27 protein-coding genes are annotated in these 23,897 nt (G+C 59.4%); 21 read left to right on the top strand and 6 right to left on the bottom strand.

The features are described 5' to 3' along the window. The 4 genes from D3242_RS33070 to D3242_RS33055 all read left to right on the top strand — a co-directional run. Positions 1 to 159 (top strand): plasmid partition protein ParG (locus D3242_RS33070; RefSeq protein WP_281004736.1); only part of this gene is annotated, 159 nt, incomplete at its 5' end. 99 nt (positions 160 to 258) lie between these two features. Next, positions 259 to 1,311 (top strand): replication protein RepA, encoded by a 1,053-nt coding sequence (locus tag D3242_RS33065; protein ID WP_064983639.1) that lies wholly within the window; start codon positions 259 to 261, stop codon positions 1,309 to 1,311. A gap of 718 nt (positions 1,312 to 2,029) precedes the next feature. Next, positions 2,030 to 2,308, top strand: a complete 279-nt coding sequence (locus D3242_RS33060) for a type II toxin-antitoxin system ParD family antitoxin (protein WP_064983657.1) — start codon at positions 2,030 to 2,032, stop codon at positions 2,306 to 2,308. Then, the gene (locus tag D3242_RS33055) at positions 2,295 to 2,612 is read left to right on the top strand and encodes a type II toxin-antitoxin system RelE/ParE family toxin (RefSeq protein WP_064983641.1); all 318 of its coding nucleotides are present in this window, start codon (positions 2,295 to 2,297) and stop codon (positions 2,610 to 2,612) included. Before D3242_RS33060 ends, D3242_RS33055 begins: the two co-directional genes overlap by 14 nt. Positions 2,613 to 2,951: 339 nt before the next feature. On the opposite strand, the gene D3242_RS33045 is transcribed toward D3242_RS33055, so the two are convergent. After that, entirely contained in the window at positions 2,952 to 3,263 is a 312-nt protein-coding gene (locus tag D3242_RS33045; protein ID WP_064983643.1) for a hypothetical protein, read from the bottom strand. Positions 3,264 to 3,501: 238 nt separating this feature from the next. Between D3242_RS33045 and mobQ the strand changes: the two genes are divergently transcribed. Then, complete coding sequence (mobQ, locus tag D3242_RS33040) at positions 3,502 to 4,749, top strand: MobQ family relaxase (RefSeq protein ID WP_064983645.1); 1,248 nt, start codon at positions 3,502 to 3,504, stop codon at positions 4,747 to 4,749. 114 nt (positions 4,750 to 4,863) lie between these two features. On the opposite strand, the gene D3242_RS33035 is transcribed toward mobQ, so the two are convergent. Next, positions 4,864 to 6,477 carry a type IV secretory system conjugative DNA transfer family protein gene (locus D3242_RS33035; RefSeq protein WP_064983647.1) on the bottom strand — a complete coding sequence of 538 codons (1,614 nt, stop codon included), beginning with the start codon at positions 6,475 to 6,477 and terminating at the stop codon, positions 4,864 to 4,866. Positions 6,478 to 6,532: 55 nt separating this feature from the next. Next, positions 6,533 to 7,333: a hypothetical protein gene (locus D3242_RS33030; protein ID WP_064983648.1), complete on the bottom strand. Its 801-nt coding sequence runs from the start codon at positions 7,331 to 7,333 to the stop codon at positions 6,533 to 6,535. Here D3242_RS33030 and D3242_RS33025 point away from each other — a divergent pair. Beyond that, complete coding sequence (locus tag D3242_RS33025; protein ID WP_064983650.1) at positions 7,333 to 7,809, top strand: hypothetical protein; 477 nt, start codon at positions 7,333 to 7,335, stop codon at positions 7,807 to 7,809. The genes D3242_RS33030 and D3242_RS33025 overlap by 1 nt on opposite strands. On the opposite strand, the gene D3242_RS33020 is transcribed toward D3242_RS33025, so the two are convergent. Together D3242_RS33020 and D3242_RS33015 are read right to left on the bottom strand one after the other, a co-directional pair. Further along, positions 7,806 to 8,081 (bottom strand): hypothetical protein, encoded by a 276-nt coding sequence (locus D3242_RS33020; protein ID WP_120145577.1) that lies wholly within the window; start codon positions 8,079 to 8,081, stop codon positions 7,806 to 7,808. The genes D3242_RS33025 and D3242_RS33020 overlap by 4 nt on opposite strands. 182 nt (positions 8,082 to 8,263) lie before the next feature. Further along, positions 8,264 to 8,617, bottom strand: a complete 354-nt coding sequence (locus D3242_RS33015) for a hypothetical protein (RefSeq protein WP_147377526.1) — start codon at positions 8,615 to 8,617, stop codon at positions 8,264 to 8,266. 410 nt (positions 8,618 to 9,027) lie between these two features. Here D3242_RS33015 and D3242_RS34430 point away from each other — a divergent pair, with 410 nt between their 5' ends. From D3242_RS34430 to D3242_RS32970, 10 genes are all read left to right on the top strand, one after another. Continuing rightward, entirely contained in the window at positions 9,028 to 9,243 is a 216-nt protein-coding gene (locus D3242_RS34430; RefSeq protein WP_317452370.1) for a LexA family protein, read from the top strand. Then, on the top strand, positions 9,234 to 9,398 hold the full coding sequence (locus D3242_RS34425; protein WP_317452369.1) for a LexA family protein: 165 nt from the start codon (positions 9,234 to 9,236) through the stop codon (positions 9,396 to 9,398). The genes D3242_RS34430 and D3242_RS34425 overlap by 10 nt, the downstream gene beginning before the upstream one ends. After that, positions 9,371 to 10,663, top strand: a complete 1,293-nt coding sequence (locus D3242_RS33005) for a Y-family DNA polymerase (protein ID WP_064983653.1) — start codon at positions 9,371 to 9,373, stop codon at positions 10,661 to 10,663. Before D3242_RS34425 ends, D3242_RS33005 begins: the two co-directional genes overlap by 28 nt. A 21-nt stretch (positions 10,664 to 10,684) precedes the next feature. After that, on the top strand, positions 10,685 to 10,981 hold the full coding sequence (locus D3242_RS34335; protein ID WP_081296067.1) for a ribbon-helix-helix domain-containing protein: 297 nt from the start codon (positions 10,685 to 10,687) through the stop codon (positions 10,979 to 10,981). 1 nt (position 10,982) lies between these two features. Beyond that, positions 10,983 to 14,213: an Eco57I restriction-modification methylase domain-containing protein gene (locus D3242_RS32995; RefSeq protein ID WP_223217990.1), complete on the top strand. Its 3,231-nt coding sequence runs from the start codon at positions 10,983 to 10,985 to the stop codon at positions 14,211 to 14,213. 28 nt (positions 14,214 to 14,241) lie between these two features. Continuing rightward, on the top strand, positions 14,242 to 15,873 hold the full coding sequence (locus tag D3242_RS32990) for an ATP-dependent nuclease (RefSeq protein WP_064983624.1): 1,632 nt from the start codon (positions 14,242 to 14,244) through the stop codon (positions 15,871 to 15,873). A 448-nt stretch (positions 15,874 to 16,321) separates the two neighbouring features. Beyond that, positions 16,322 to 16,708, top strand: coding sequence for a hypothetical protein (locus D3242_RS32985; protein WP_147377525.1), 387 nt, complete (start codon positions 16,322 to 16,324; stop codon positions 16,706 to 16,708). After that, positions 16,705 to 17,661, top strand: coding sequence for a tyrosine-type recombinase/integrase (locus D3242_RS32980; RefSeq protein WP_064983627.1), 957 nt, complete (start codon positions 16,705 to 16,707; stop codon positions 17,659 to 17,661). Before D3242_RS32985 ends, D3242_RS32980 begins: the two co-directional genes overlap by 4 nt. Before the next feature lie 205 nt (positions 17,662 to 17,866). Beyond that, entirely contained in the window at positions 17,867 to 18,541 is a 675-nt protein-coding gene (locus D3242_RS32975; protein WP_064983628.1) for a hypothetical protein, read from the top strand. A 204-nt stretch (positions 18,542 to 18,745) separates the two neighbouring features. Further along, entirely contained in the window at positions 18,746 to 19,078 is a 333-nt protein-coding gene (locus tag D3242_RS32970) for a hypothetical protein (protein WP_120145575.1), read from the top strand. Between the two features lie 69 nt (positions 19,079 to 19,147). On the opposite strand, the gene D3242_RS32965 is transcribed toward D3242_RS32970, so the two are convergent. After that, positions 19,148 to 21,061 carry a hypothetical protein gene (locus tag D3242_RS32965; RefSeq protein ID WP_147377524.1) on the bottom strand — a complete coding sequence of 638 codons (1,914 nt, stop codon included), beginning with the start codon at positions 21,059 to 21,061 and terminating at the stop codon, positions 19,148 to 19,150. Between the two features lie 394 nt (positions 21,062 to 21,455). Between D3242_RS32965 and D3242_RS32960 the strand changes: the two genes are divergently transcribed. The 5 genes from D3242_RS32960 to D3242_RS32940 form a co-directional block, all read left to right on the top strand. Then, positions 21,456 to 21,653, top strand: coding sequence for a hypothetical protein (locus D3242_RS32960; RefSeq protein ID WP_064983634.1), 198 nt, complete (start codon positions 21,456 to 21,458; stop codon positions 21,651 to 21,653). Continuing rightward, positions 21,653 to 22,297: a DNA methyltransferase gene (locus D3242_RS32955; protein ID WP_064983636.1), complete on the top strand. Its 645-nt coding sequence runs from the start codon at positions 21,653 to 21,655 to the stop codon at positions 22,295 to 22,297. Before D3242_RS32960 ends, D3242_RS32955 begins: the two co-directional genes overlap by 1 nt. A gap of 74 nt (positions 22,298 to 22,371) precedes the next feature. After that, on the top strand, positions 22,372 to 22,848 hold the full coding sequence (locus D3242_RS32950) for a gamma-glutamylcyclotransferase family protein (protein WP_064983637.1): 477 nt from the start codon (positions 22,372 to 22,374) through the stop codon (positions 22,846 to 22,848). Positions 22,849 to 22,997: 149 nt separating this feature from the next. After that, positions 22,998 to 23,642: a ParA family partition ATPase gene (parA, locus tag D3242_RS32945; RefSeq protein ID WP_057145032.1), complete on the top strand. Its 645-nt coding sequence runs from the start codon at positions 22,998 to 23,000 to the stop codon at positions 23,640 to 23,642. Next, positions 23,639 to 23,897 (top strand): plasmid partition protein ParG (locus tag D3242_RS32940; RefSeq protein ID WP_120145574.1); only part of this gene is annotated, 259 nt, incomplete at its 3' end. The genes parA and D3242_RS32940, both read left to right, overlap by 4 nt.

Below are 23,897 nucleotides of genomic sequence, written 5' to 3'. Positions count from 1 at the left end.
CCGGCGCCGGCGCCGGCCGAGGCGATGAAGCGGTTCACCATCGATGTGACCGAGAGCCTGCACAAGCGCATCAAGGGACAATGCGCCATGCGCGGCGTGAACATGGCCGACACCATCCGGGAGATGCTTGAGAAGGCCTTTCCAGAGCCTAAAGCGTAAAATCGCATTTACGCTTTTACGATTTTACGCCGCCGAAAGATGCCTACAACTCAGGCAGTCCAATTCCCCGCACTCCCGAATCAGGGCTAATGTGCCGTCGTGACCACTTACGCCATCCGAGACGCCGACCTGCTCGCCAAGCTTGAAGAGGCTCGTGGCAAGTTTCTGTTCGACACAACGGTCCGCAATCTTGAGCATCAGCAGGCCGAGCGTGACGCCGACGCCGTAAAGGCAGCCGCGCGGGCGACCCATCTGGCGACGTTGACCAGGGACTCCCGCCGCCGCGCCATCGTCCGCGAAGTTATCGAAAGCGAAGGGCCGTCGCCGGACCTCCTTCGATTCCTGCCGACGCCGCTCGCCATTTGCGGCTTGCCCTACCGCCGCCTCGCAGCGGGGACGCCGTATTTCGAGCGCAAACAGGGCCGCATGGCCGTCACCGTCTCACCAGGCTATCTTCGATCGCCCGATGGCGGGCTGGTCGCCCAGCCTATCCCGTGGGGTCCGAAGGCGCGCCTCATCATGGCGCATCTGAGCACCGAAGCGCTCAAGAACCGCAGCCCGATCGTGGAAACGGCTAATTCGTTGAGCGCGTTCATGCTCGACATGGGCTTCGAGGTGAGGGGAGGGGCCAACGGTTCCATCCAGCCGTTCAAGGAGCAGATGCGCGCCCTCGCGGCCTGTCGCATGGAATTCAGCGCCTGGGACGGTAAGAAGTCGTCTCAGATCGACGTGAAGCCGATGGAGCGTGTGGAGCTGTGGTTCGGTGACCATCCCGACCAGCAGAGCCTCTGGCCCACAACCATCGCCTTTTCGGAGCGTTTTTTCGCCGAGCTGCAGAAACATGCCCTGCCGATCGACGTCCGCGCCTTGCGCGCCTTCTCCAACTCAGCCCGTAAGCTCGACCTGTTGTTCTGGATCAGCTATCGCATCACGCGCCTCAACGAGCGGCTGGTGCTGGACTGGAAACCACTAAAAGAGCAGTTCGGCGAAGGGTTCGCGCGTGATCGCGACTTCCGTGCGCAGCTGGCTGACGACCTTGCCAGCATCCATGAGATCTTCCCGAAGCTCCCCATCAAGCTGACCGACCGGGGCCTTGAAATGGAAGCCGCCGAGGCCTCCGTATTGGCCATTCCTCGCCGCATTCGCGGCTGACCCTTGAATCCGAATCACTTGGACGAAAAAAGCGAGCAATCGCAGCTATTTAGGTACGCTGATTTGGTCGCACTTGGCCGTATAATTTTCCCAAGTGTTTCAAGCCCTTGATGGGGGTGCTACGCTGATTTGGTCGCGCCCGTGCGCTGATTTGGTCGCGGTAACGGAAAAAGGTGCGCTGATTTGGTCGCGGCCGGCCGCTGATTTGGTCGCTCAATCTACGCTGATTTGGTCGCGCCCCTCTTATATAGAACAGAAATACCCAGAAAGACTCCTACAGAAAGCCTTCTTCTTAAAAGCCTTACAGAATCTCAGAAAAAGGGCCTACGGCGTTTTTCAAAATGGGATTTTTAAGAAAAGAGCCCCACCCTTTGTGCACAACAGCATCCTTGCAAGCCTGGCAACATCGTTATGGCTATCAGGAAGGCCGTACAGGCGTTTTTGGACGTCGGGAGGCGTCCGTGCACCGGATAAGGTCAGAAACACGCCCTACGGGCATCTGTGGGGCTTAGTTTGGTTGAACGCCACCCACGAGGGGTGGCGTCCTAACCCTTGACGGTCATCGGCCTCCCGGCCTGTACCGCAGCGGTAGTGAATCACGGATCATTTTCGCGGTCAAATCCGCCGGGAAGGAAATTGCTTTTGAAGGGAAGGTGTCAGAAAATTGTATGACACTGTCATGCTCCGTGCTATAAGGGGACATACGAAAGGCCCAACCATGAGAACCAGCAAACCCATCACCGTGACGCTTGGCAAGCAGCAGCAGAGCGTCGACGCCCGCGTCGAGTCCGGCGCCTACGATTCCGTCAGCGAGGTCATGCGCGCCGCGTTGCGCGCGCTCGATCGGGAAGAGCAGGCCGTGAACGAAGTGATGCGCGCCCGGATTCGGGCGTCGATCGACGACCCACGTCCCAGCCTTTCGGCGGACGAGGCGGAAGCGGAAATGGCCCGGTTCATGACAAGCGAGAGCAAAGCGTCGCGTAGTGCAGCGCGTTAACGTCACCTACCGGCCGCAGGCCATTGCAGATCTGCAGGAGATTTACCGCGTCATTGCCGAGGCCAGCCAGAGCGATCCGGTCGCGACCGGATTTGTTCAGCGGATCATGGCGCGGTGCCGGAAAATAGGCGACGTGCCGAATGGCGGGCGGCCGCGTGACGACCTGGAGCCGGGTCTCCGAATGGTCCCGTTTGAACACACGGCCATCATTGCCTACCGGGTGACCGACCACGTCGAGATCCTCAACGTGTTTTACGGCGGCCGCGACTACGAATCCCTGTATCATGCCGGCGACGCCGACTGACAGTCAGCCTGGTCAGACGCCGCCCGCTGAAGGCAGCTCTAGCGTCGACGATGTGGAAATCCACACCTGTCTCCTTGAGGCCATGCAGCGGGCCAGCCTCAATGATCCTCGGCCCGGTGTGCCGATCGGAGAACTGATTGCGCGGCTTCAGGCCCGTCTCCGCGATTTGACCAAATCCGAAACCTGATCCTATCCGTCCTAACCCTTGTGCAAGTATCCTCGGGGGTGTGGGGGCAGACAGCCCCCACGGGGTAGTCCGGCCGTGGACCTAACCGGAGAGGGCAGGGGGGTGCGGGGGGTCTCCCCCGCTTTCGCGCGGAGCGCGACCGCGCCGATTTTTCAGGACGGTATACACGTGACGCCGAGGTAATGACCGAACACCAGCGGCACGATGAACAGCAGCACGCCGCCGATGGCGAGGCCGCGACCGCCGTCGCTCTTGAAGCCCGAGACGGCCCAAATCACGACCCCGACCGAGGTGATGAGCACGCCGAGTGAACCAGCCAGGTTCACCACGGGTTGGACCAGGTAGCAAAACGCAAACGGCTGTCGCCCGATCCATCCGGCGACATACTGGTCGTAGAGGAACGCGGCAAACAGCGGCACCGCGATGAGTGCGACAAGATTGCCGAGGAGCCGGGATGGTGACATCGGGGAGCGCGTAAGGCGAGAGGGCGGGGCGGGGTTAGCAGCTGAAGTTATCAGAACACAGGATGGGGGTGGTAGGGAAAGTTGACAGTGTAATAGCGCACTTATACATTGCTTCGCAACATAGGTGCCCCGGCAGTCACAGGTTTGCGACTATCCGCCGGGAAGGACTGCCCTTGTGGGCAGGATTTCAGGTGTTGCAGAGGCGTCGCCGACGCACCTTTTTGATGGAGCGTTTTGCATGGCGATCTATCACTTTTCAGGGCAGGTGCTCGGCCGGACTTCCAAGCGGAATCCGGACGGCAGCTGGCGGCCAGGGTCCAAGGTTGTGGCCGCTGCGGCCTATCGATCTGGCGAGCGACTGGACGATGCCAAGCACCGCGAAACTCATGACTACAGCCGCCGCCATGGCGTAGTGCACGCCGAGATCCTGACGCCACCGGGCAGCGCGCCGTGGCTCGGCGATCGGCAGCTACTCTGGAACACGGTCGAAGCCATGGAGGAGCGCAAAGACGCGCAGCTGGCCCGTGAATTTAACATGGCGCTGCCGTTCGAGCTCAGCCACGAGGACCGCGTGGAGCTGGTGCGCGATTTCGCCGAAATCCATTTCGTCCGGCGCGGCATGGTCGCCGACATTGCGCTCCACAATCCCAACCCCGAGGACGGCCAGAGCGAGAAAAATTTCCATGCGCATATGATGCTGACCATGCGCCGCGCGACGGCTTCGGGGCTCGACCCGGTCAAGACCCGCGAATGGAACAGCAAGGAGCTGCTGAAGACCTGGCGCGCCGAGTGGGAGCTCGCCTGCAATCGTGCGCTTGAGCGTGCTGGCAAGAAAACCCGAATTGACCACCGCACGCTTGTTGCCCAGCGCGACGCCGCTCTCGCGGCCGGCGATCGTGCGCGGGCCGCGCAGCTGAACCGGGCGCCGGAGATCCATGTCGGTCCCCGCGCACGCCAGATGGCGCGGCAGGGCCGGCCGCCGGCGAGCCAGGTGCGCGAGGTCGGTGCCTATCGCAAGAAAGCGCCAGCGGCGCCGGCGAAGCGTAGGGAGCGTGATTACCCATCACGCGACAGCGGTACGCGATTGAGTTTTCTGGAGAAGATCCTGAGCGGTAACAACGAGCAGTACCGCCGCAACGTGAAGGCGATCAACCATCGTTTTGACCGCATGAGCCGCAAGGTCGACTACTGGCAGCGGCGCGCCACGTTCTATGCCGAGGGCAAAATCATGGGCAAGGAATTCCGCTTCAACCGGTGGAAAGCGGCCGACGCGGCCAAGCAGAGCGAAGCCGCCATGCGGCAGAGAGCGGCCCATGCGCGCAAGCGCCTGCAGCAACTCGAAAGCGTCATGAAGTTGCTGGAGGGCATCCTTACCACCACGACCAGACGGCGCGAGATTGGCCTGGTGCGGGTGCGGGAGGTCGAAGGCTGGATACGGTCGGTTCGGTCGCGCGGACGGCCAAGTGGCCGAGGTCGTCGGCGGTAACCCTACCAGCTCCGAGCGTCAAGGCACGCTTCGCTCTACGGCCTTGACCCTCAAACCTGGCAGGGCAGGGGCTTGGGAACGGAAAGCCTGATAGTGGGCTTTCCGCCCCATCAATCACGAAGAACCAGCAGAAAGACCGCCCTCCGCTGAAGGCGGCAGCGGCGCGATCGGCAGGACGTGGGCCGAGCCGGTGGGCGTTGCCACCGACATGACAGGGATGCTGTTGACGCCGGCAGGAGGCGTGCCTTGCCACGCGTCCCAGAGTCCGGACCAACGCCAGATCTTCCGATAGTCGATGCGCCGGCCGAAGACCGGGTAGGGGACATGCCGGAACTTGACGATGGCGTGGTGCAGGGGCAAGCGCTGAACCTCGGCGGCATCGAGGAGCCAGTAGCCGCTCTCAGAGAGACCGTTCTGGCGATTGGTGCGCTCCCAGGCCCCAGACGATTGGCTGACCCCGGTTGAGCTCGACATTGAGGTGGTGTTGCCGAGCATGGTGGCGACATACTCGGCGGTGTCGTTGTCGTTGACGCCGAAAAACACGCGGGCCGACGAGTTGGCCAGGAACGCGGCGGCGCCGTCGCCGTAGATCCGGCGCACCTGGGGCAGGTTCTGCCAGATGAGGACGGGCGTGCAGTAAGCCCGCAGGAGGCCGGCCTGCCGTTCCAGGGGGTCGAGCCGGCCGAGCACGGCGACTTCGTCGAGCAGCAACACGACCTTGCGCCTTGGCGGCGCCGTTTTCGCCCGTGTGAGCGTTTTCAGGGTGCAGCCGACCATCACGCGCAGCCAGGTGCCGTAAACCTCCAGGACATCCTCATCCACACAGAGGTAGAGGGTGGAAACCGAGCTCACGAGCTCGGAAAGCGCGAAGGTCGACGACGCCGAAAGCACGCCTGCAGGAGCGCCGGCCGACCACGGTTCGGTCGCCTTCTGCAGGTTCGACAGGATCGACGAAAACTCCTCCGAGAACTGGCCATCCTTGCCGACCGAGCTGGTGAGCGCGCCGGCGGCGGTTTCACGCGCGGCGAGGGAAGGGGAGCTCTCTGCGATCTCTTCGAGCGAAGCGATGAACGTCGCTGATGACCCGACCGACAGCCGGCGCACGCCGGCGAGGTTCCGGCTGGCAAGCGGCTCGTGCAGCGTGTGCAGGATCAGCGCCTTGAGTAGGGAAATGGCCTTGTTGTCCCAATGTTCATCGCGGCCGCTGGGCGTGACCATCAACGAGGCCAGGGCCTGGGCGTCGTCCGCTTCCGAGGGCGTGCCGGCGCGGATGATATCCATGGGATTGAAGCGGTCGGAATGGTGGGGATCGGTGGGGTTGAGCATGCGCACCTGGCCGAGCGTCGCCCGGCGCCGGCGCGTAATGGCGTAGTTTTCACCCTTGGGATCGGTGACCACCATGGAGCCGCGATAAGTCAGCAGTGAAGGGATGACGACGCCCAGGCCCTTGCCGGCGCCCATGGTGGCGAACACCATCACCATGCCATCCTTGGAGAACCGTATCAGGCGGCCGAAGGCGCCCCGGCCGAGGATTACCCCTTCGCCGCGCACAGCTCCATGCCAGATCTGTTCGAAGCGGCCGGCCCAGCGGGACGAGCCATGCGAGCCGCCTTTGCGGCGCACGTAGCGCCGGTAGCGGGCAGGGGAGGTGAGGATTATCCAGACGAGCCACAGAGCCCCGCGAATGACTGCGAAGATGCCCGTTGCAATTGCTTGAAGCACGTCCATGTCACAAGCCTCTCACGGCCGCCGAGCCGCCGCAAACCCAATGCCCGCTGACGCATCACAATCGGGCACGATATTCCTCCACCGACACGAGCGGCGCTTCACTCCGCGCCAGCCAGATTGCTCCGTCCGGCGCCGGCATCACGCGGGGTGTGACCGGCGCAAACAGTTCATCGTCGATCGGCGCTAGGAGCAACTCGACCGGGGACGGAGCCGGTTCCGATACCGCAATGAGCTTGCGGGGAACTCCCTTCATCTTTTCTGGTTGGCGGCCGAGGCGTGCGATCCAGACCGCGCCGTCGGCCGGTAATATGTGCGGCTCCGCTGCATCGAATCCACCGTCATTGAGCGGTTCCGCAAGGCGCAGGGTCGGTGCAGGAACGGCGGTGGACCGATCGAGCTTGGGCGGCACAGAGAAGGGTTGGCCGTTCCTGTGCGCGGCGACATAGAGGAGATAATCCAACCGCTCGAGCAGCTCGGCCGATCGGGGATGCGGAATCATCAGGTGACTGCCTGTAGTCGCATAGATGACGTGGTCGGGGCGGCCGAGAATGGCTGCCGGCGAGCGTCCCGGCGTCGGAGCGGGAGAGGAGGGGGCTGCCGCAGGCACGGAAGCCGCAGGCATCGCCGCGGTTGCGGGCGGCATAATGTTCTGAATGGTCACCTGCACCGGTGCCCCGCCTTCACCGCGTTGTATGATTTGGTTGGGTATCGGCGCCGGCGACGGTTGCACGTCGCGGGCCGGCTGTGATTTGTTAGGCGAAGTCTTGTCAAACCTCGACAGGATGAAGGTCACGAGTTTCCAGCCGAGCAGCCAGCAACCGCGAAAAATCCAGCCGTAGAGCTTCAGAACATCCAATGCCCGCTCCTATCTACGATCAGTACGCCGCCAAGATCTGCCGCCACGCCAGTCTTGCTGCAGGCCTCTACGAGGGCCAGGACTTGAACGACGTCGTTATGGCGTTGCCTCTCGGCGAAGGCCACGCCGTACTTGCCGGCACCGAGTTCGAGGAACTGCCGAGGCTCGGCGAAACCGTCTCGGTCAACAGCCACATGCAGGCCAACTTCTTTGATGTCATCGGAATGGACGCGAAGGAGCTGCATGAGTTTACCGCGCCGATACTGGTGCGGCGCGGCTATATCGAGCGCCTTGAAGGATGGCGTGAGTGGCGCACATTGTCAGTCTGGCTTCTGCAGGAGTATCTTGAGCCGGTGGTGGTGTTCCGAAACACGCCGGTTCCGGTGAAGACCGCCGCATTCGAGCAGACCGACTACTACGTCGCCGATGTGCGCGTGATCTTCAACCGTGCCCAGCCGTTTCATTGGAACGGCTAGAGCGCCTTGACCTGCCCTGGCGTGCTGCAGTTATCGTAGATGACGTTCTGCACCATCTCGTAAAATATCTTTTTCATTTCAAAATCAGCCGTATGGGCTTTCAGCATGTATGGCAGGAAGGCCGAATTGACCCCATGAGGTGATCCCATGCTGATCAGGGACGCCCACGCCGCAACACGGGCAGTGACCGCTATCTGTAGCTCGATGGGTGCTCTGCGCCGATGCGCGCTAAGCTGGGAATCGGCATCCGGTTCAGCATTGATGGCCTCCAAGTAAGACCCTGTTGGTTTCGGCGGCGGTGGTGCCGGCCTTGGCGCGGGACGGTCCGGGGTGCGATCGGAAAGCGAAGGCTGTGGTGTGGATTGGAATAGTGACGCTAACTTCTTGAACATTCGGTGCCCCAAAATGAGCGGATTTAGTGTGTGGACGGTGCTCTCGCGACCGGCGCGGGCGACTATTTGAACAGGCCGCGCTTCGACAAGCCGAATGCGCTTTTCAGCAAGGCGCCACCGACGCCCAGGGCAACTGTCCCGGCGATGCTGGCGGCTTTTTTCCCCGCGCTGGCATATTCAGGAGGCAGCGTCACGTCGCCGCCTGTGCTGACTCGATGCTGGTAAAGTGAGTTGTACACCCAATTGTTGACGTCGACACCGCTCCTGTCGACGGTTCCGTTGGCGTAAGCTTCCACTGCCGAACGGATGGGAGCCGGCACTTCGGCACTACGGCCTGCTTTGGCCGCATCCATGTATCGACTGACGAAAATAGGTGCGAATTGCTGGGCGTATGCTTCGGCGCGACGGTCGACCATTGGTGCTCCCCTGAATTACGGCACCCCAAGCGCCGCTTCAACAGAGGAGCAAAGTTGATTTGCGAAGTAAAGGTGTGTGGCCCCCCGCTCGCCAAAGATTTCTGTTGGCACTATTGGCCAGACGGCCCCAGACTGTTTTGATTGCGTAGACTATGCTAAGGGGCTCCGCCCCTCGCACGCTCAAGAGGGCCGAGCCTCGGCTTCGCCTGCGGCCGCACCCAACCCCTCTTGCCCGCGCTACCCCCGGACCTCGCCGGTCAGGCAGGGGTGCGGGGCACCCTGAATTCCGAACAACAATCAATTCCGTTGGCGCAGGAATATGTTCCTGTTATGTTCCTGCCATGCACAGCGGTCATTCTCTCCTCACGTACATAGGCCAGCCCTCCGACTGGCCGATTGTGCTGCCCGTAATGGGCACGCGGATCTGCGCGGGGTTTCCGAGTCCGGCCGATGATTTCCTCGATGGCGAGCTGGATCTCACCCGTATCCTGGTCAAGAACAAGCCAGCGACCTTCCTGTGGCGCGTGGCGGGCACCTCAATGCGGGACGTTGGCATCTTCGACGGCGACGTCGTCGTGGTGGACCGCAGCGTCAACCCAAAGACGGCGTCGTGGTCGTGGCCGTGATCAACGGCGAAACCAGCCTCAAACTCTTCCGGCGCGGCAATCCGCCGAGCCTCACATTTGCCAACAAGGACATGCCGGCGTTTCCGATGGATGACGTCTCCCAGGTCGAAATCTGGGGGGTGGTGACATGGACGCTGCACAAGCCCCGCGCATAGGGCGGGTGTTCGCGCTGATTGATGGCAATAGCTTCTACTGCAGCTGCGAGCGCGCCTTCGCGCCGGCACTCAATGGCCGGCCGGTGATTGTGCTGTCCAACAACGACGGCTGTGCGGTGGCTAGGACGCCCGAGGCGAAAGCCCTGGGGATCGCCATGGGGGCGCCGTTCTTCAAGATCCGCGATCTATGCCGGAAGAACCAGGTGGCGGTGTTCAGCAGCAACTACACGCTCTATGGCGACATGAGCAGCCGGATGAACGAGATCTACCATCAGTTTGCCCCGGAGGTGGAGGTCTACTCGATCGACGAGAGCTTCCTCGACATCACCGGTCTAGGTGGCGGCAGCTACGTTGCCTACGGGCAGCAGTTGAGGCAAACCGTCCGGACCTGGACCGGCATTCCCACATGCGTAGGCATCGGGCCGACGAAGACGCTGGCCAAATTGGCCAACCGCACCGCGAAGAATCATGCCGAGCTCAACGGGGTCTGCGACTTCAGCGACCTGGCGACCCGGGAAAAATATCTGCCAGCAACGTCGGTGGGCGAACTGTGGGGCATTGGTGGCGCCTCGGCCGCCAAATTGAAGGCAATCGGCGTGGAGACCGTTGGGCAGCTCCGCGCCCTGGACCCGAAGCGTGGCCGTCAGCTGCTGACTGTGGTCGGCGAGCGCACGATCCATGAACTGAACGGCATTGCCTGCTTGGCTCTCGAAACCCTGCCCGTAGGTAGAAAGGGCATTGCAGTGACGCGGAGCTTTGGCCGGCCGGTGACTTCGCTCGTCGAGATGCAGCAGGCGGTGGCGGCCTACGCGACGCGCGCGGCCGAGAAACTTCGCCGGCACGGGCTCTGTGCGGTTCAGGGCGTCGTGTTCATGCACACCAACGCCTTCAATGGCGACAAATGGAGCCATACCAGCAAGGCTGTCGAGTTCCTTGAGCCCACTGACGACACGCAGGAGCTTGTCGCGGCTGCGACCAGGGCAGCAGCTACAGCGTGGCGGGAGGGTTACCGCTACGCGAAGGCTGGCATTATGTTGACCGAGCTCGTGCCCCTTACGATGGCGCAGACGTCCTTGCTGGCGACTATCGACAGGGCGCAGCGTGACCGCCTGAACCAGGCTTTGGATGCCATCAATCTACGGTTCGGCCGTCACACACTCGTGCCGGCAGCGGCTGGCCTGAAGCAGGCCTGGTCGACCAAGTTTGAGCGAAAATCGCCATGCTTCACGACCCGGTGGAAGGAATTGCCGAAAGTCGCTGCCTGAAATCCTCGGTAATCAGGATGAATGCAAGTGCACTTTCCCTGGGCGTTATCCACTGCCCTCCCGCTTTACGGTTGGAGCATGCGTGTTAGTGTGGTGAAGAAAACACCAGGACGACTCAGAATGGCGCGACCCAAAAATCAGAAGCAACCAGCTCGCCTCACGGTGACGCTTGACGAAAACGACTACAAGGAAGTCTGCGCCTTGGCAGCGAACAACGACGTTTCAGCTGCTTGGGTCATCCGTAGAGCGGTCCAGGATTATCTGGGTAGATTACCAGCACCCGAAGCGGCAACCACTCCCGCTAGCGGCATGAAATAACATGAACATCAATCCACGCCATGCTATCAAATTCCAAAAAGATCAATTCAATGCAGTTCGTCCGGGGGGATTTATGTCGTCGTTATATTCTGTTTTACAAAAAGATAGACCTGATTGGGCAAACGAAGAAGAGGTTCGAAAGAGCTGGCTCAAGCACATCGAAAACAGCCTCGGTATCAAATTCCATGCGGAGCGTGGCCGCAACGATGCATCGTACAACCAGGTTATAATCGAGTTCAAAGATCGAGGACTTTTCAAGGGAAGCATCAAGAGCGCAGCCTTTAAAGAAGCTATTTTCGACCGGCTTTCTAAATACATCTCCCGTCGTGCTAAAGCCGAGGAAATACCCCAGGAGGATTACATCGGCATTGCGACCGATGGCGACCACATTAGCTTCGCTTTCTTTAAGGACGGACAAATTGCTCATCGCAACCTGCTGCCATTCAACGAAGCGTCGATCGGCCTCGTAGCTCAGGCCTGCTTTGATTCTAAACGGCGCGCCGTCACGGCCGAAAACCTTGTTGAGGATTTTGGGCACGGGTCTGAGATAGGCCGGGCGATGATGGGCGGCTTGGCTTCCGAGCTCGTCTCACAGGTCAATAAGGGCGGTAACAGCAAGATAAAAATGCTGTTTGAAGAGTGGCGAACACTTTTCGGCCAAGTCGCTGACCTGTCCGCCGCTCAAGCAGCCGAGATAAAAAAACAAATCCCCCTTGAACTCGTACTCCCTAAGGCAGATTCGGTCGCTGCCCTGCTTTTCGTCATCCACACGTACAACGCCTTTGTGATGAAGCTTTTAGCGGCCGAGATAGTGGCCGAATACAAGCTGACGGCACATCCAGATTTTTGCGAACATCTCCTCGGTTACGGCGATGATGACCTGCTGCAAAAACTCGACACAGAGGTTGAGCGAAGTGGCTATTTCGAGGGCGCGCGCATCAAAGGCTTCGTCGAGGAAGCGGTGTTCTCTTGGTATACGGATATCTCACTTTCGCCGAAGGGGCGTGCGGGCATCTGTGACGGGATTAGATCGTTTCTGACGCAGCTGTCCCTTTACCGCATGGATGATCTGAGTGCGGCGCGATCCCGGGACGTGCTGAAGGCCTTCTATCAGGCTCTGGTACCTGAAACACTACGGAAGGCCCTCGGAGAATTCTACACTCCTGACTGGCTCGTCGACATTGCATGCGACCGCGCGGAGGTGGCCGATTGGCATACTGCACGAGTCCTCGACCCGACGTGTGGTTCAGGATCTTTTTTGTTGGAGGCCATCCGTCGGAAACGGGCGACAGGGCTCAAAAAGAAGCTCTCACCGCAGGCTATCCTGAGCAATGTTTTGGAGACAGTTTGGGGGTTCGACCTCAATCCGCTAGCGGTTCAGTCCTCACGTGTGAACTTCCTAATCGCCATAGCGGACCTGGTTGGAGAGGCCAAGATAGAGGTTGAGCTGCCTGTGCTCTTAGCGGACGCAGTATACTCGCCAGCTCATTCACCACAGGTGGATAAGGATTATGTCGAGTACCGGATTGGCAGCGCCCACTCTGATTTGAAGGTGATTTTGCCATGGGCACTAGCCTACGATCGCAAGCGACTAGATGACGCCTTCGTTACGATGGCGGAGGCGGTCGACGACGAACATCCCTATCCAATTGTTGAAAAGAGACTCTTGGAGCGTGAAACGATAACACCTGCTGAAGCGGCGAAATGGCGGGACGCTCTCAGTGATACCTATGGCCAGGTCCTAGAACTCCATAAAAAATCTTGGAATGGAATTTGGTTTCGCATTGTCAGAAACTTCTTCTGGTCTGCGGTTGCCGGCGAGTTCGACGTGGTGATAGGCAACCCGCCTTGGGTGCGCTGGTCCAATCTGCCGGAGATGTATCGAGAGCGCATCAAGCCGACTTGTGAGCAGTACGCTATCTTTTCAGAGACGCCCTTTCATGGCGGCAATGAGCTCGATATCTCAGGAATGCTCACTTACACCGTCGGCGACAAATGGCTGAAACAGGGCGGCACATTAGTTTTCGTGATCACCCAGACGCACTTCCAGTCCCCATCGTCTCAAGGCTTCCGGAGCTTCACCATCAATGATGAAGCGAACCTCATACCCGTTGGAATCGATGACCTCAAAAAGCTGAAGCCGTTTTCGAAGGTGGCGAACAAGACCGCCATCATGAGGCTGCACAAGGTGCCAGCCGACCAACACACGTCATATCCCGTCCCCTATCGTGTCTGGGAAAAGGCAGACGGGTTCTCGGCGTCGATTCCCGAAACAAGTCAGAAGAGCGAGATTTTCAAACGCGTAGCCATAAAGCCATGGGAGGCCACCCCTGTAGATGGTGGCAATTCTCCGTGGGCTATTCTGCCGAAGGGCAGGTTCGCCGCAATGGGCGCTATTCAAGGTACAAGTGATTGGTTGGCAGGGCGAAAGGGCGTTACGACCGACCTAAATGGAATCTATATCGTCAGAATTCTTGCGACGAACAAAGCAGAAAATCTGGTTCAGATTCAGACCCGTCCTGACGCCGGGCGGAGCGATATCGGCCCTGCCAGAACGTTTTGGATAGAGCCGGATCTGCTCTATCCATTGCTCAAAGGAGCAGGTGATTTTTCGGCGTGTGATCTTCATGTAGAAGAAGAGCTGTTCGTTCTGGTACCAAATCGCGCCATCGTCCAGGCAGCCTATCAGGCGGCGGAAAAACAGCTTGCTAAGCTAAAGGCCACATCGTCCTATTTTCGTGCTTTCAAGGATAGGCTCAGCCAGCGGTCAACCTACCGGCTGAGACAGAAGGCAGCGCCCTACTATGCCATCTACAATGTTGGCGCATACTCCTTTGCGCCGTTCAAGGTAGTGTGGGCGGAGCTTTCAACCACCTTTGAGGCGGTTGTGGTTACAAAATCGGCGGTCCCCTTAATGGGTGACCGACCCTACGTCCCGGACCACAAAGTCTACTTCGCAGATTTTGAGGACGAGAGCACCGCGTACTTCGTTTGCGCCATGCTGAATTCATCAATGGTAAGGGAATACGTCGAGAGCCATACGATCCAAATTCAAGTGAGCAATATCTTCAAGCACCTTAGCATCCCTCACTTTAAGCCGGCGAACGCTCAGCACAAAGTGATTGTCGACCTTTGCCAGAAGGCGCATTCCGCAAAGACCGGAAAAACAAAGGCCGATTTGCTGGCGAAACTTGACGTCGCCACAGAAGCGCTACTAACGGCAAAAGCATAGACGAGGCCGAACGAGTCAGCCCGCCGTTATGAAAATCACCCAGATCGAGATAGAAAACTACCGATCCATCAAAGACATAACTTTGCAGCCTGCGGAGCTAATGGCGCTTATAGGGCCGAACAATGCTGGCAAGACGAACATTCTATGTGCCCTAAACTTTGTGCTGGGCGATAGGTGGCCGAGTGCGAATGGCCTCGAACAGACGGATAGATTCAATAAGGAGCCTGGACGCAATATCAGGATCGCCATCAGCTTTGCACGTGGCTTCGGGAATGAGGCGGGTATATCGGCAATCAGCGTCGCTGAGAACGCCGGCCGCCTTTTTGCTCGCTACCGACTTTTTGACAGTGATCAGACTCAGTTTCTGAATGACGCCATTCGGGGTCAGTTTCCCATCGTTTACCTCGACGCCGCACGCAATTTCGATTCTCAGTTCAGCATGTCGCGGTGGTCATTGTTCGGCCGCATTGCACGCCAGCTTCACGAGGATTTTGAGCGAACGGCGCCCCAGCACGTAAAGGAAGCGTTGACTCAGCATCTTTCGGACGCCCAGGAGATCCTCAAAACGCCGCTGTACCGTAGTTTTGAGGAAGCAATCACTGGTGCTTTTCAAGACCAGATCCGGCATGCAATGCAGAACGTCCGGCTGGATTTCCGATCCTTTGATCCACTCAATTTTTACAAGGCCATCTATCCCACGTTAGTTGACGGCGGACACGACAAAAGCCCAGCCGAATCCGGCTCCGGCGTTCGAAATCTCGTGGTGCTAGCTCTCTTCCGGGCTTACGCAGCTGCTTTCCGGAACAGCACCGTATTTGCAGTGGAGGAGCCAGAGATTTATCTCCATCCGCACGCCCAGCGCAGCCTAGCCACCCTCTATCGGGAGATGGCAGTCGCAGGACACCAGGTTTTCTATTCGTCCCATAGCGCCGCCTTTGTTGACGTGTCCCGTTCGGACCAGATTGTTCTGGTGGAAAGGAAAGCTGATGGCGACGATGAAGTTTGTACGCAGATCCGACATGTGCGGGAAAGCCAGCTTCTCGAAGCACGACAGCGCCTCCACCCAGGTATGGCGATGACGCTGGAGAGTGTTCGAGAGCGGTTTCGGAATATCTCGGCCGCCAAGCATGCGGAAGCCTTTTTTGCCAAGGTTGTTCTCCTGGCAGAGGGGCCTTCTGAAGAAGAAGTTCTACCTATTTTTGCGAAGCACCTTGGCATCGATTTTGATGGCTTGGGCGTCTCGGTCGTGAGTAGCGCCGGAAAAAACAACCTCGACAGTTTCTGGCAGCTTTACCAAGCCCACCAAATTCCAACTTTCCTACTTTTTGACAATGACAGTGGGAAAGCTGAAAGGGACAGGGGGATGAATGCGGTTCTCACGCGAATGCTAGGCATCGCCGAGACGGTGAGTCCCGCAGCAATTGTCGGGGAAACCTATGCTATCATCGAAGATACCCTTGAGAGTTTATTGCAAGCTGAAGTCGACGCGGAATCGCCTGGTCATTACGCGCTTCTCAAAGCTGAGGCTCAGAGAGCAGTGGGGAATGGCAAGCCCCTCGTGGCTAGGTTTATCGCCCGTCGCCTAGTTGCCGACAATTTTGTTCCGCCCACGATTGCTCAGATAATTGAAAACGTCCGCGCCATGGCAGATGCGTCCTGACGAACCATGGTTGCAGTTCCATAAATCTATGACGGCGATTTAAGCGGCCGGAAGCGGCGACCAGACGGCGCCATAGCTGAAAACGTCCCCAGGAACACGGCCACGGCGGAGTATGGTATGCCCGAACTGCCGCATAATGTTGCCGACGAACGCTCCGACGGCCTGCTTGGCAAAATCATCGGTTCTGACTTGCGGGAAGTCTCTCGCAATTTCGTGTGAAAGAGCCGCCACTGCGGGGACGGCTACGCGAGAAAGCGCTGCATATTCGGGATAACGGCTCGCGTCCTCAGCAAGCGCCACCAAAGCCCGTCCTAGTTCCCCTGTACGAAATGTACCGTATCGATCGCCAGCCATCGTGAGGTCTCCTTTTCAAGACACCAACATCGCACAGCGGGCTCTTGTAATCAAGGGCACGTTGCGTGCTCTTATTGGAATTCTGTAGCACATCATGTTATCTATGATAATGTTCTTTATCATAGATAATGAAGGGTTTCAAAACATGACGGAGAGGCGAGCAATTCTATTATTTGTCGGATTTCTAACTGTGATAGGCTTGCTCCTATTCCTCCCACAGAGCTATCCGCTGTCCACCCGTATTGCAGCCGTTGGCGGGTTCATTGCGGCTACTGGTGGTCTGATAATTGTTTCTGAAGTGGTTTTGCGTGGCCCGTTCTCTTGGATCGCAAACGATGCAATTGATTTCGCCCTGACTGGGCGGCCAGCCGAAAAATCGGCCAAGGAATTGCAGGACGAGCGCGCCCTCCAATATGTGTTCGGGCCATTCCTCATTGCGGTGGGGACGTTAATAAACGGCTTCAGTGGCTTTGTGGCATGAATGAGATTGCCGTCATCAACGGTACGGCCCTGCCCGAAATACTGAATGTCAGCGAGATCCGCACGCAGACACGTTTCCTCGAGTTCTTCGCCGCCAACATCAGAAATCCCAACACCCGCAAAGCCTACGCTCGCGCCGCCGTGGATTTTCTCGCCTGGTGCGCCGATCGGGACGTGACCGCCCTCCCCGCGATCCAGCCCATGCACGTCGCAGGCTGGATTGAGGAGCTCGGCCGGTCGCATTCCATCCCGACGGTGAAGCAGCGCCTGGCGGCCATCCGCCACCTGTTTGACTGGATGGTTGTTGGGCAGGCGATGCCGAGCAACCCGGCCCACACAGTCCGCGCTCCGAAGTATTCGGCTCGAACCGGTAAAACGCCCGTGCTGTCGCCCCAGGAGGCCCGCCAGCTGCTCGACAGTATCCCGGCGGACACCATTATCGGGCTCCGCGATCGGGCGCTCATCGCCCTCATGACCTATTCTTTCGCGCGCATAGGGGCGGCGATCGGCATGGAGGTCCGCGACTTGTTCGTCCAGAATCGGCGCCTGTGGGTACGATTGCACGAGAAAGGCGGCAAGCGGCATGAAATGCCCTGCCATCACAGCCTCGAGCAATACCTGGATGCATACTTGGACGCCGGCGGCCTGCGGGACCATCCGCGCACCCCCCTGTTCCGGACCATAGGTCGGGGGACGGCACAGCTTTCCGAAAGTCCCCTCACCCAGGGAGATGCCTTTGCCATGATCCGCCGGAGGGCGGCCGGCGCCGGCATCGACACGCTGATCGGCAATCACACGTTCCGCGCCACCGGCATCACCGCCTATCTGAAAAACGGCGGCACGCTTGAGAAAGCGGCCCACATGGCCAACCATGCATCGACAAGAACGACCCAGCTCTATGACCGTCGGCACGACGAGGTCAGCCTCGACGAGGTCGAGCGGATCTTGATCTAGCTCGCCGACAAGGCGGCCAGCATCGGAAAATCGCACTTACGATTTCGCTAATTCCACCAGCCATGACGTTCGTTTCCAGGACGGAGCAAAATGCTATTTGGTTCCATACCAAATCAATCGGTTTGACAAACGGTTTGGGAATACGTATATACCGTTCAGCCGGATAGCTCATGACGAGCAGACCGTAAATCGGAGATGACCGCAAATGTCTAATTCGCTGAGCACACTTTCTGAATCGCAACGCTGGCACCTGATGGTGGACGCGGCAAAGAAGGCCGCCGAGGCACAGGGCTACTCAATGACTCGTGTTCCCGGTCGGGGCCTCTCGAACATTTGGAACATCGCCAAGGATGGCAAGACACAGACGGCTGCCATCCGGACCACGCGCGATCGCTATATTGCGTTCCCGCCGCTCAAGGGTGGCACGAAGTGGAAGACGCTCGATGATGTCGAGACCGTCATCGTTGCAACGGTGGATTCGAAGGAAGACCCGGAAAATGTCGAGGTCTACATTTTCCCGGCCGACGATGTGCGTAAGCGGTTCAACGCCCACTATGCCGCCCGCTCCAAAGAAGGGCAGACGATCAAGGACAATTTCGGCATGTGGGTAGGGCTCGACCGCGACAATCGCGGTATTGCCGCCAGTGTCGGGACGGGCATTTTAGATCACTACAAGCATGTGGCGGTTTATGCGATTTCGGATCTGCTCGCCGATAACGCCTCAGAGGAGGCGCCCGACGACATAGCCGAACAGACTGAGGTGGCTGAGCTCGGCTTTTCTACGATCGCCGAAGTTATGGCTTGGGCAAGAGACCGAGTGGCCCAGCTGGCTGGGGTGCAGACTGATGCCGTTAAACTCGATTTGAAGATCGAGTATTGATCGCCTCATAATCGGCGCGTCCAAATTCCAGGACGCGCCGATCGCTTTAACAAGACGACTCTTGCAGGGGACAATGGGCGCCGCCCCTCGCGCCCGCAAGAGGGCCGAGCCTCGGCTATGCCTGCGGCCGCACCAACACCCTCTCGCAGTTGCTACCCCGGACCTCGCCAGTCGCGCAGGGGTGCAGGGACACCCTTTTCAAAAATGAGCAAATCGGCCGGTGGTACGGCTAGCAGGCGTCAATACCTGTATCCGGTGATGGAAACCTCCGGCTATTTCGGCAATCTCACAGGTGAAGGAGTGACTGCCATGAGCGCCCTCACCCGCCATTTGGCTGCAGACAGCGACGGAGCGTGGACCGTCGTGTTCGAACCCGAGGAACTGCATCTCTACATCGATTTTGTGAGACCGGGTACAGCCGCAGATCCGGCCAGTGGGATGACGATCGAGGACTTCCTGGCGCGGCGGCCCCGTAGTCCCACTGACACGCGGGCAATCGTCAGTCTGGTCGCGTTGGTATGTCGGGCCTTCGCCTAAACATTCGCCACGTTCACACTCCGATCTTGGGATCGTAAAATCGTATTTACGCTTTTGGGACACCCCCCGCTACTGCCTGCAGTAATAGGGGCGGCCGTTGATCATTTTCATGCTGCCATAAGTGCTTGGGCCGCAAGTGTTTGCGGGGCTGTTCGCCAATTGGAGAACAGTGGCCGAAATGGTGCCGGAGACTTCCAGCGGAGCGGTTGGTGTGGCGGTTCCTAGCCCCAACAGGCCATCGCTGGTCAACCTCATGCCTTCGGTTGGAGAGGCCCCTGATAGGTTGGTAAGGAAAGCCAGGCTGTGGCCATTGCCGCCTCCACCCGTCGAAACAGCAGAAATCCGTGCCTCTCTGATGGGGCCTGGTGTTCCGGCGCCGGATCTGAATGAGATTGAAGCGTTGCTGCTGTCGAATATCGTGAGTTTCTGACTGGGATATGCGGTTCCGATGCCGACATTGCCGGATGAATCGATACGCACGCGTTCGGTACTGCCCGCGCCCGTGTAGAAACCGATGAAGCCAGTTGCGCTCGTGTTCGTGAGCTGGAGCGAGCTGAGGCTGGTGGTCATACCTAGGTTATCTCCCGCACCGAAGGGGGTGAAATCCAGGCTAGCTTTCTGGGTTAAACCATCAACGAAGCGGAGATTGTTGGCATAGTTGGTGGCGCCTGCAATGGTCAGGCGGGATCCGCCTAGGGCACTGCGGACCTCAAAGACATTGGCAGCCGGCAAGCTCACTGAAATACCGCCGCCGTTATTGGCGATGATACTGGTGGTGCCGGAGATAATGCGGTCAGGCGTAGCAGCGCCGGCCGCCGCCATGGTTGCCAAGCTTTTCCACGTCCCGCCGCCGTCGCAGAAATCGAAGCTGCTGGAGGCGTAGCGGATGGCGCCGGAGCGGTTGTTGTCACAGGCTTCGCCACCGTTGGCGATGCGGAGGGTGCCAGAGACATGCAAGGTGGTCGACGGTATGTAACCGATCATACCGCCAATACCCATGTTGCCGCCCGCGCTGAAGTAGCCAGTAGAATCAACACTAAAGCGCGTAGTGCCGTTCGTGCGTAGAACCAACCCATCGGCGCCGTTGGTCCCGACAACCATGCTCGAACCACTGTAGTCAATGACGCCTTGTGTGGCCGGTGAACCGGCGCGACTGAGATAGATGTTGCTGCTGGAAACCCCACCGTAAACGTGGAGGGTGCCGGAGGGGGTCGAAGCGCTGATGCCAATGCCAACCATGGCGACGTTGGAGTTGCTGGTGACGTAGAGCATGGGAATGCCACCAATGCGGAGGAAGTGACCGCCACCGCCAACGTTGCCATTGGTATCGTAATAGATGCCCGAGAAGCCCCTAGCCCCGCCTGAGGACTGGCCGAGAAAGAGGTTTTGGTTGGCGGGGGCGCTACCGAGATAGAAGGCGTCGGCAGACTCCTGCATGAAAGTTCTTTTATTTGCGGAAGAATTGCTACTGCCAAAATTTAAGGTGCCATCGAAAATATGCAGTGTGCCGCTAGGCGCGTTGGTGCCCATGCCGACCAAACCGGAGAACAGCGCGGTGTTGGTGACGTAGAGACCTGTCGCTGAGACTATGCCAGTGGTGCTAACCCCGCCTGCGACGAGCTTGCCGCCGTAGAAATACCCTGTCGTGACGCCCGCTTCGGTGATGCTGATGGAATTGCTGTTGCCGTTAGCGATGACCTGGGCCGTGCCACTGATGATGCGGTCGGCCGAGGCGCCAACCAGGCCGGTGAGGCCGGAGCCGTCTCCCACAAACGTGCCGGTGATGGTCGAGCCGCTAACTGTCGGCGCGTCGGCCGGGCAGCCGATATCGCCCCGGCTTGCCTCGCCATAGCAGAGGCGGTTACCGGTGACGCCCATGGTGGCGGAGATATTGGCGACGACGCCCCAATCCTGCGCCCGTACCACGGCCGAAGAGGCGGTCAGAACCGCCACAATCAGCCACACGCGAAGTTGATTTAACACCTCGCAATCATACGGTTTTTTGGACCGGACCGCTACCGGTCCGCCTCTTTCGTAGGCGATGGCGTGGCCGTTATGCCGAGATCCTCGGGGGATGACTCTTCGCGTCGGGTGCAAGCCCCCTCCCCGTTCAAGGCGAAATCGCAGACGCTTCAACCCTTGAGCTGGGATTGGTTGGCTTCTGTATGGATCTCCGTCGGTGGGCAGCGCAGCGCGGCCGGCATCGGTCGGGAGATGCGCCGGCGCCTGGCCTGGTCAATTGGCTGCCCGCTCTTTCGCTACGCTCCCGTGTGGCCATTGACCCTGCCCGTCCGTACCGGGCTCAGGCAAGCCGTCGCCAAGGCTCCCCGACCGGCCGCGACAGGCGCAGCCGGAGAAACCAACGGGAGAAATCTCCATGACACAGAAACAAGCCAAACGACCCAGCCACGAAGTTTACGTGGTCGAAGGCGAAGGCGATAAGACGCACTGGACCAAGGTCGGCGCGGCGTGGCCGCACGACGACGGCGAAGGTTTCAACATCACCCTGAGTGCCCTGCCCCTCAACGGCCGGCTGGTCATTCGCAAACCGAAACCGCAAGAGGACCGGGGGTAATGCACCCCCTCCCCTGCAACACCGTGTTGCTTGGCGACTGCATCGAACAGATGCAGCGCCTGGCGGCCGGGTCGGTCGACTTCATCCTGACTGATCCGCCCTACCTGGTGCGTTACCGCGATCGAAGCGGCCGCACCGTGGCCAACGACAACAATGCCCGCTGGCTGAAGCCGGCGTTCGCCGAAATGCACCGCGTGCTGAAACCCGGAGGCCTGTGCGTCAGCTTCTATGGCTGGGACCACGCCGGCGAGTTCCTCGACGCCTGGCGAGCAGCCGGATTCCGGATCGTCGGGCACTTGGTGCTCTGCAAGCCCTACGCTTCGTCCCGGCGCTTCCTCCGGCATCATCACGAGCAGGCGTATCTTCTCGCCAAGGGCAAGGCCCCCTGCCCTGCCCGGCCGGTGTCTGACGTCATGCCGTGGGATTATACCGGCAACCGCCTTCATCCTACCCAGAAGCCGGTGGCACCGCTGCAGGCGCTCATCGAGAGCTTTAGCAAACCCGGTGACCTGGTCCTCGACCCGTTCTGCGGTTCTGGCTCGACCTTGGTGGCCGCCAAAGCCGTCGGCCGCCGGTTCCTCGGCATCGAGCTCGACAAGCAGCATCAGTTCACCGCATCCATGCGCGTGAATGCCATGGAGTGAGCTAGCCGCCTCGTAAAAGCGTAGAATCGTATTTACGACTTTACGCTTTATCGCAACCGTGCTCGGATACACCCATGCTCTACTTTGCCTACGGGTCCAACATGGACGCCATCCAGATGAAGGCCCGGTGTCCGGGCGCGACGAAAGTCGGCATAGCCCGCCTCCCCGACCACCAGCTCAGCTTCCCGAGGCTGTCTAAGGGGCGCGGATGTGGGGTGTCGTCGGTAACAGCTGCCGACGGGCACGAGGTCTGGGGCGTCGTTTATTGCCTTACGACGGCGGATACCGTGCGGCTTGACGCCAACGAAGGCTTCGTTGCCGGGCGCGAGGCACACCTGAACAGTTACTATCGAACCAAAATCAGCGTCGTCATGAACGATATCGCCATCGAGGTCGAAACTTACATCGGCGTCCCCCAGGAGGCGCCGCCGCTGCCGAATCTTGAATATCTTCGGCTCATTCGCAAAGGCGCGAAAGCACACGACCTACCCGAGGGCTACCGAGCTCTGCTCGATGCCATTGTGGCCTCGGATCAGAAGCCAATCGCATAATCGTAAATACGCTTTTGCAGAAATGTGGCTCAGCAGCCACTGGTCGTTAAGGCTTTGTTAACCAAAGCTGGGCGAAAACTGAAAATCGTGAAATCGTATCGTCGTAGAATCGTAAATGCGACGAACCACAAATACAGAAAGGCGACGGCATGATCATTGGCGTGCTCAACCAGAAAGGCGGTGTCGGCAAGACCACGATCGCCGTGAACCTCGCCGCAACCCTCGCAAAGACCGGTAGCCGCGTGCTCCTGGTCGATGCAGATCCCCAGGGCAGCGCTCTCGCCTGGTCAAGCGCCCGCGCGCTCGCACCGATCTTTTCGGTTGTAGGGATGGCTAAGCCGACCCTGCACCGCGACTTGCCGGATATTGCCAAGGATTACGAGGTCGTGGTGATCGACGGCGCTCCTCGCGTCAACGAGCTCGGGCGCGCGGCCATCCTGGCCAGCGACGTGGTGCTCATCCCGGTACAGCCGTCGCCTTACGATATCTGGGCCGCCGCCGACACTGTCGCCCTCATCCGCGAAGCCCAGCAATTCAAGCCCAATCTGAAAGGCGTATTTGCGATTAATCGTAAAATCGCAAATACGGCGATCGGCCGCGACGTGGTTACCGCCCTTGAGGCTTTCGGAGATATTCCCGTGCTGACAGCCGCGCTGCACCAGCGCGTCATTTACGCGGAGAGCGCAGGGCAGGGGCTTTCCGTCATCGAGGTTGCGCCGCATGGCGACGCCGCCCGCGAGATTGCGAAGCTGGCCTCGCAGTTGTTCAACCAGCAAGAAAGAAAAGTTGCATGAGCCGCAAGACCGTCCCGTTCAACATGCCGACCAAGGCCGCGCCGTTGCCGCCAGCGTCTGACGCCTGGGTAGGCACGGCAACGAACGACGTCCCGGAAGGGAAGGGGGCCAAGGTTACCCAGCTGAAACCGGCGCCGGCGCCGGCCGAGGCGATGAAGCGGTTCACCATCGATGTGACCGAGAGCCTGCACAAGCGCATCAAGGGACAATGCGCCATGCGCGGCGTGAACATGGCCGACACCATCCGGGAGATGC

Source organism: Mesorhizobium jarvisii (genome assembly GCF_003601985.1).
Taxonomy (GTDB): Bacteria; Pseudomonadota; Alphaproteobacteria; order Rhizobiales; family Rhizobiaceae; genus Mesorhizobium; species Mesorhizobium jarvisii.
This window is presented reverse-complemented; position numbering and strand designations above follow the sequence as displayed.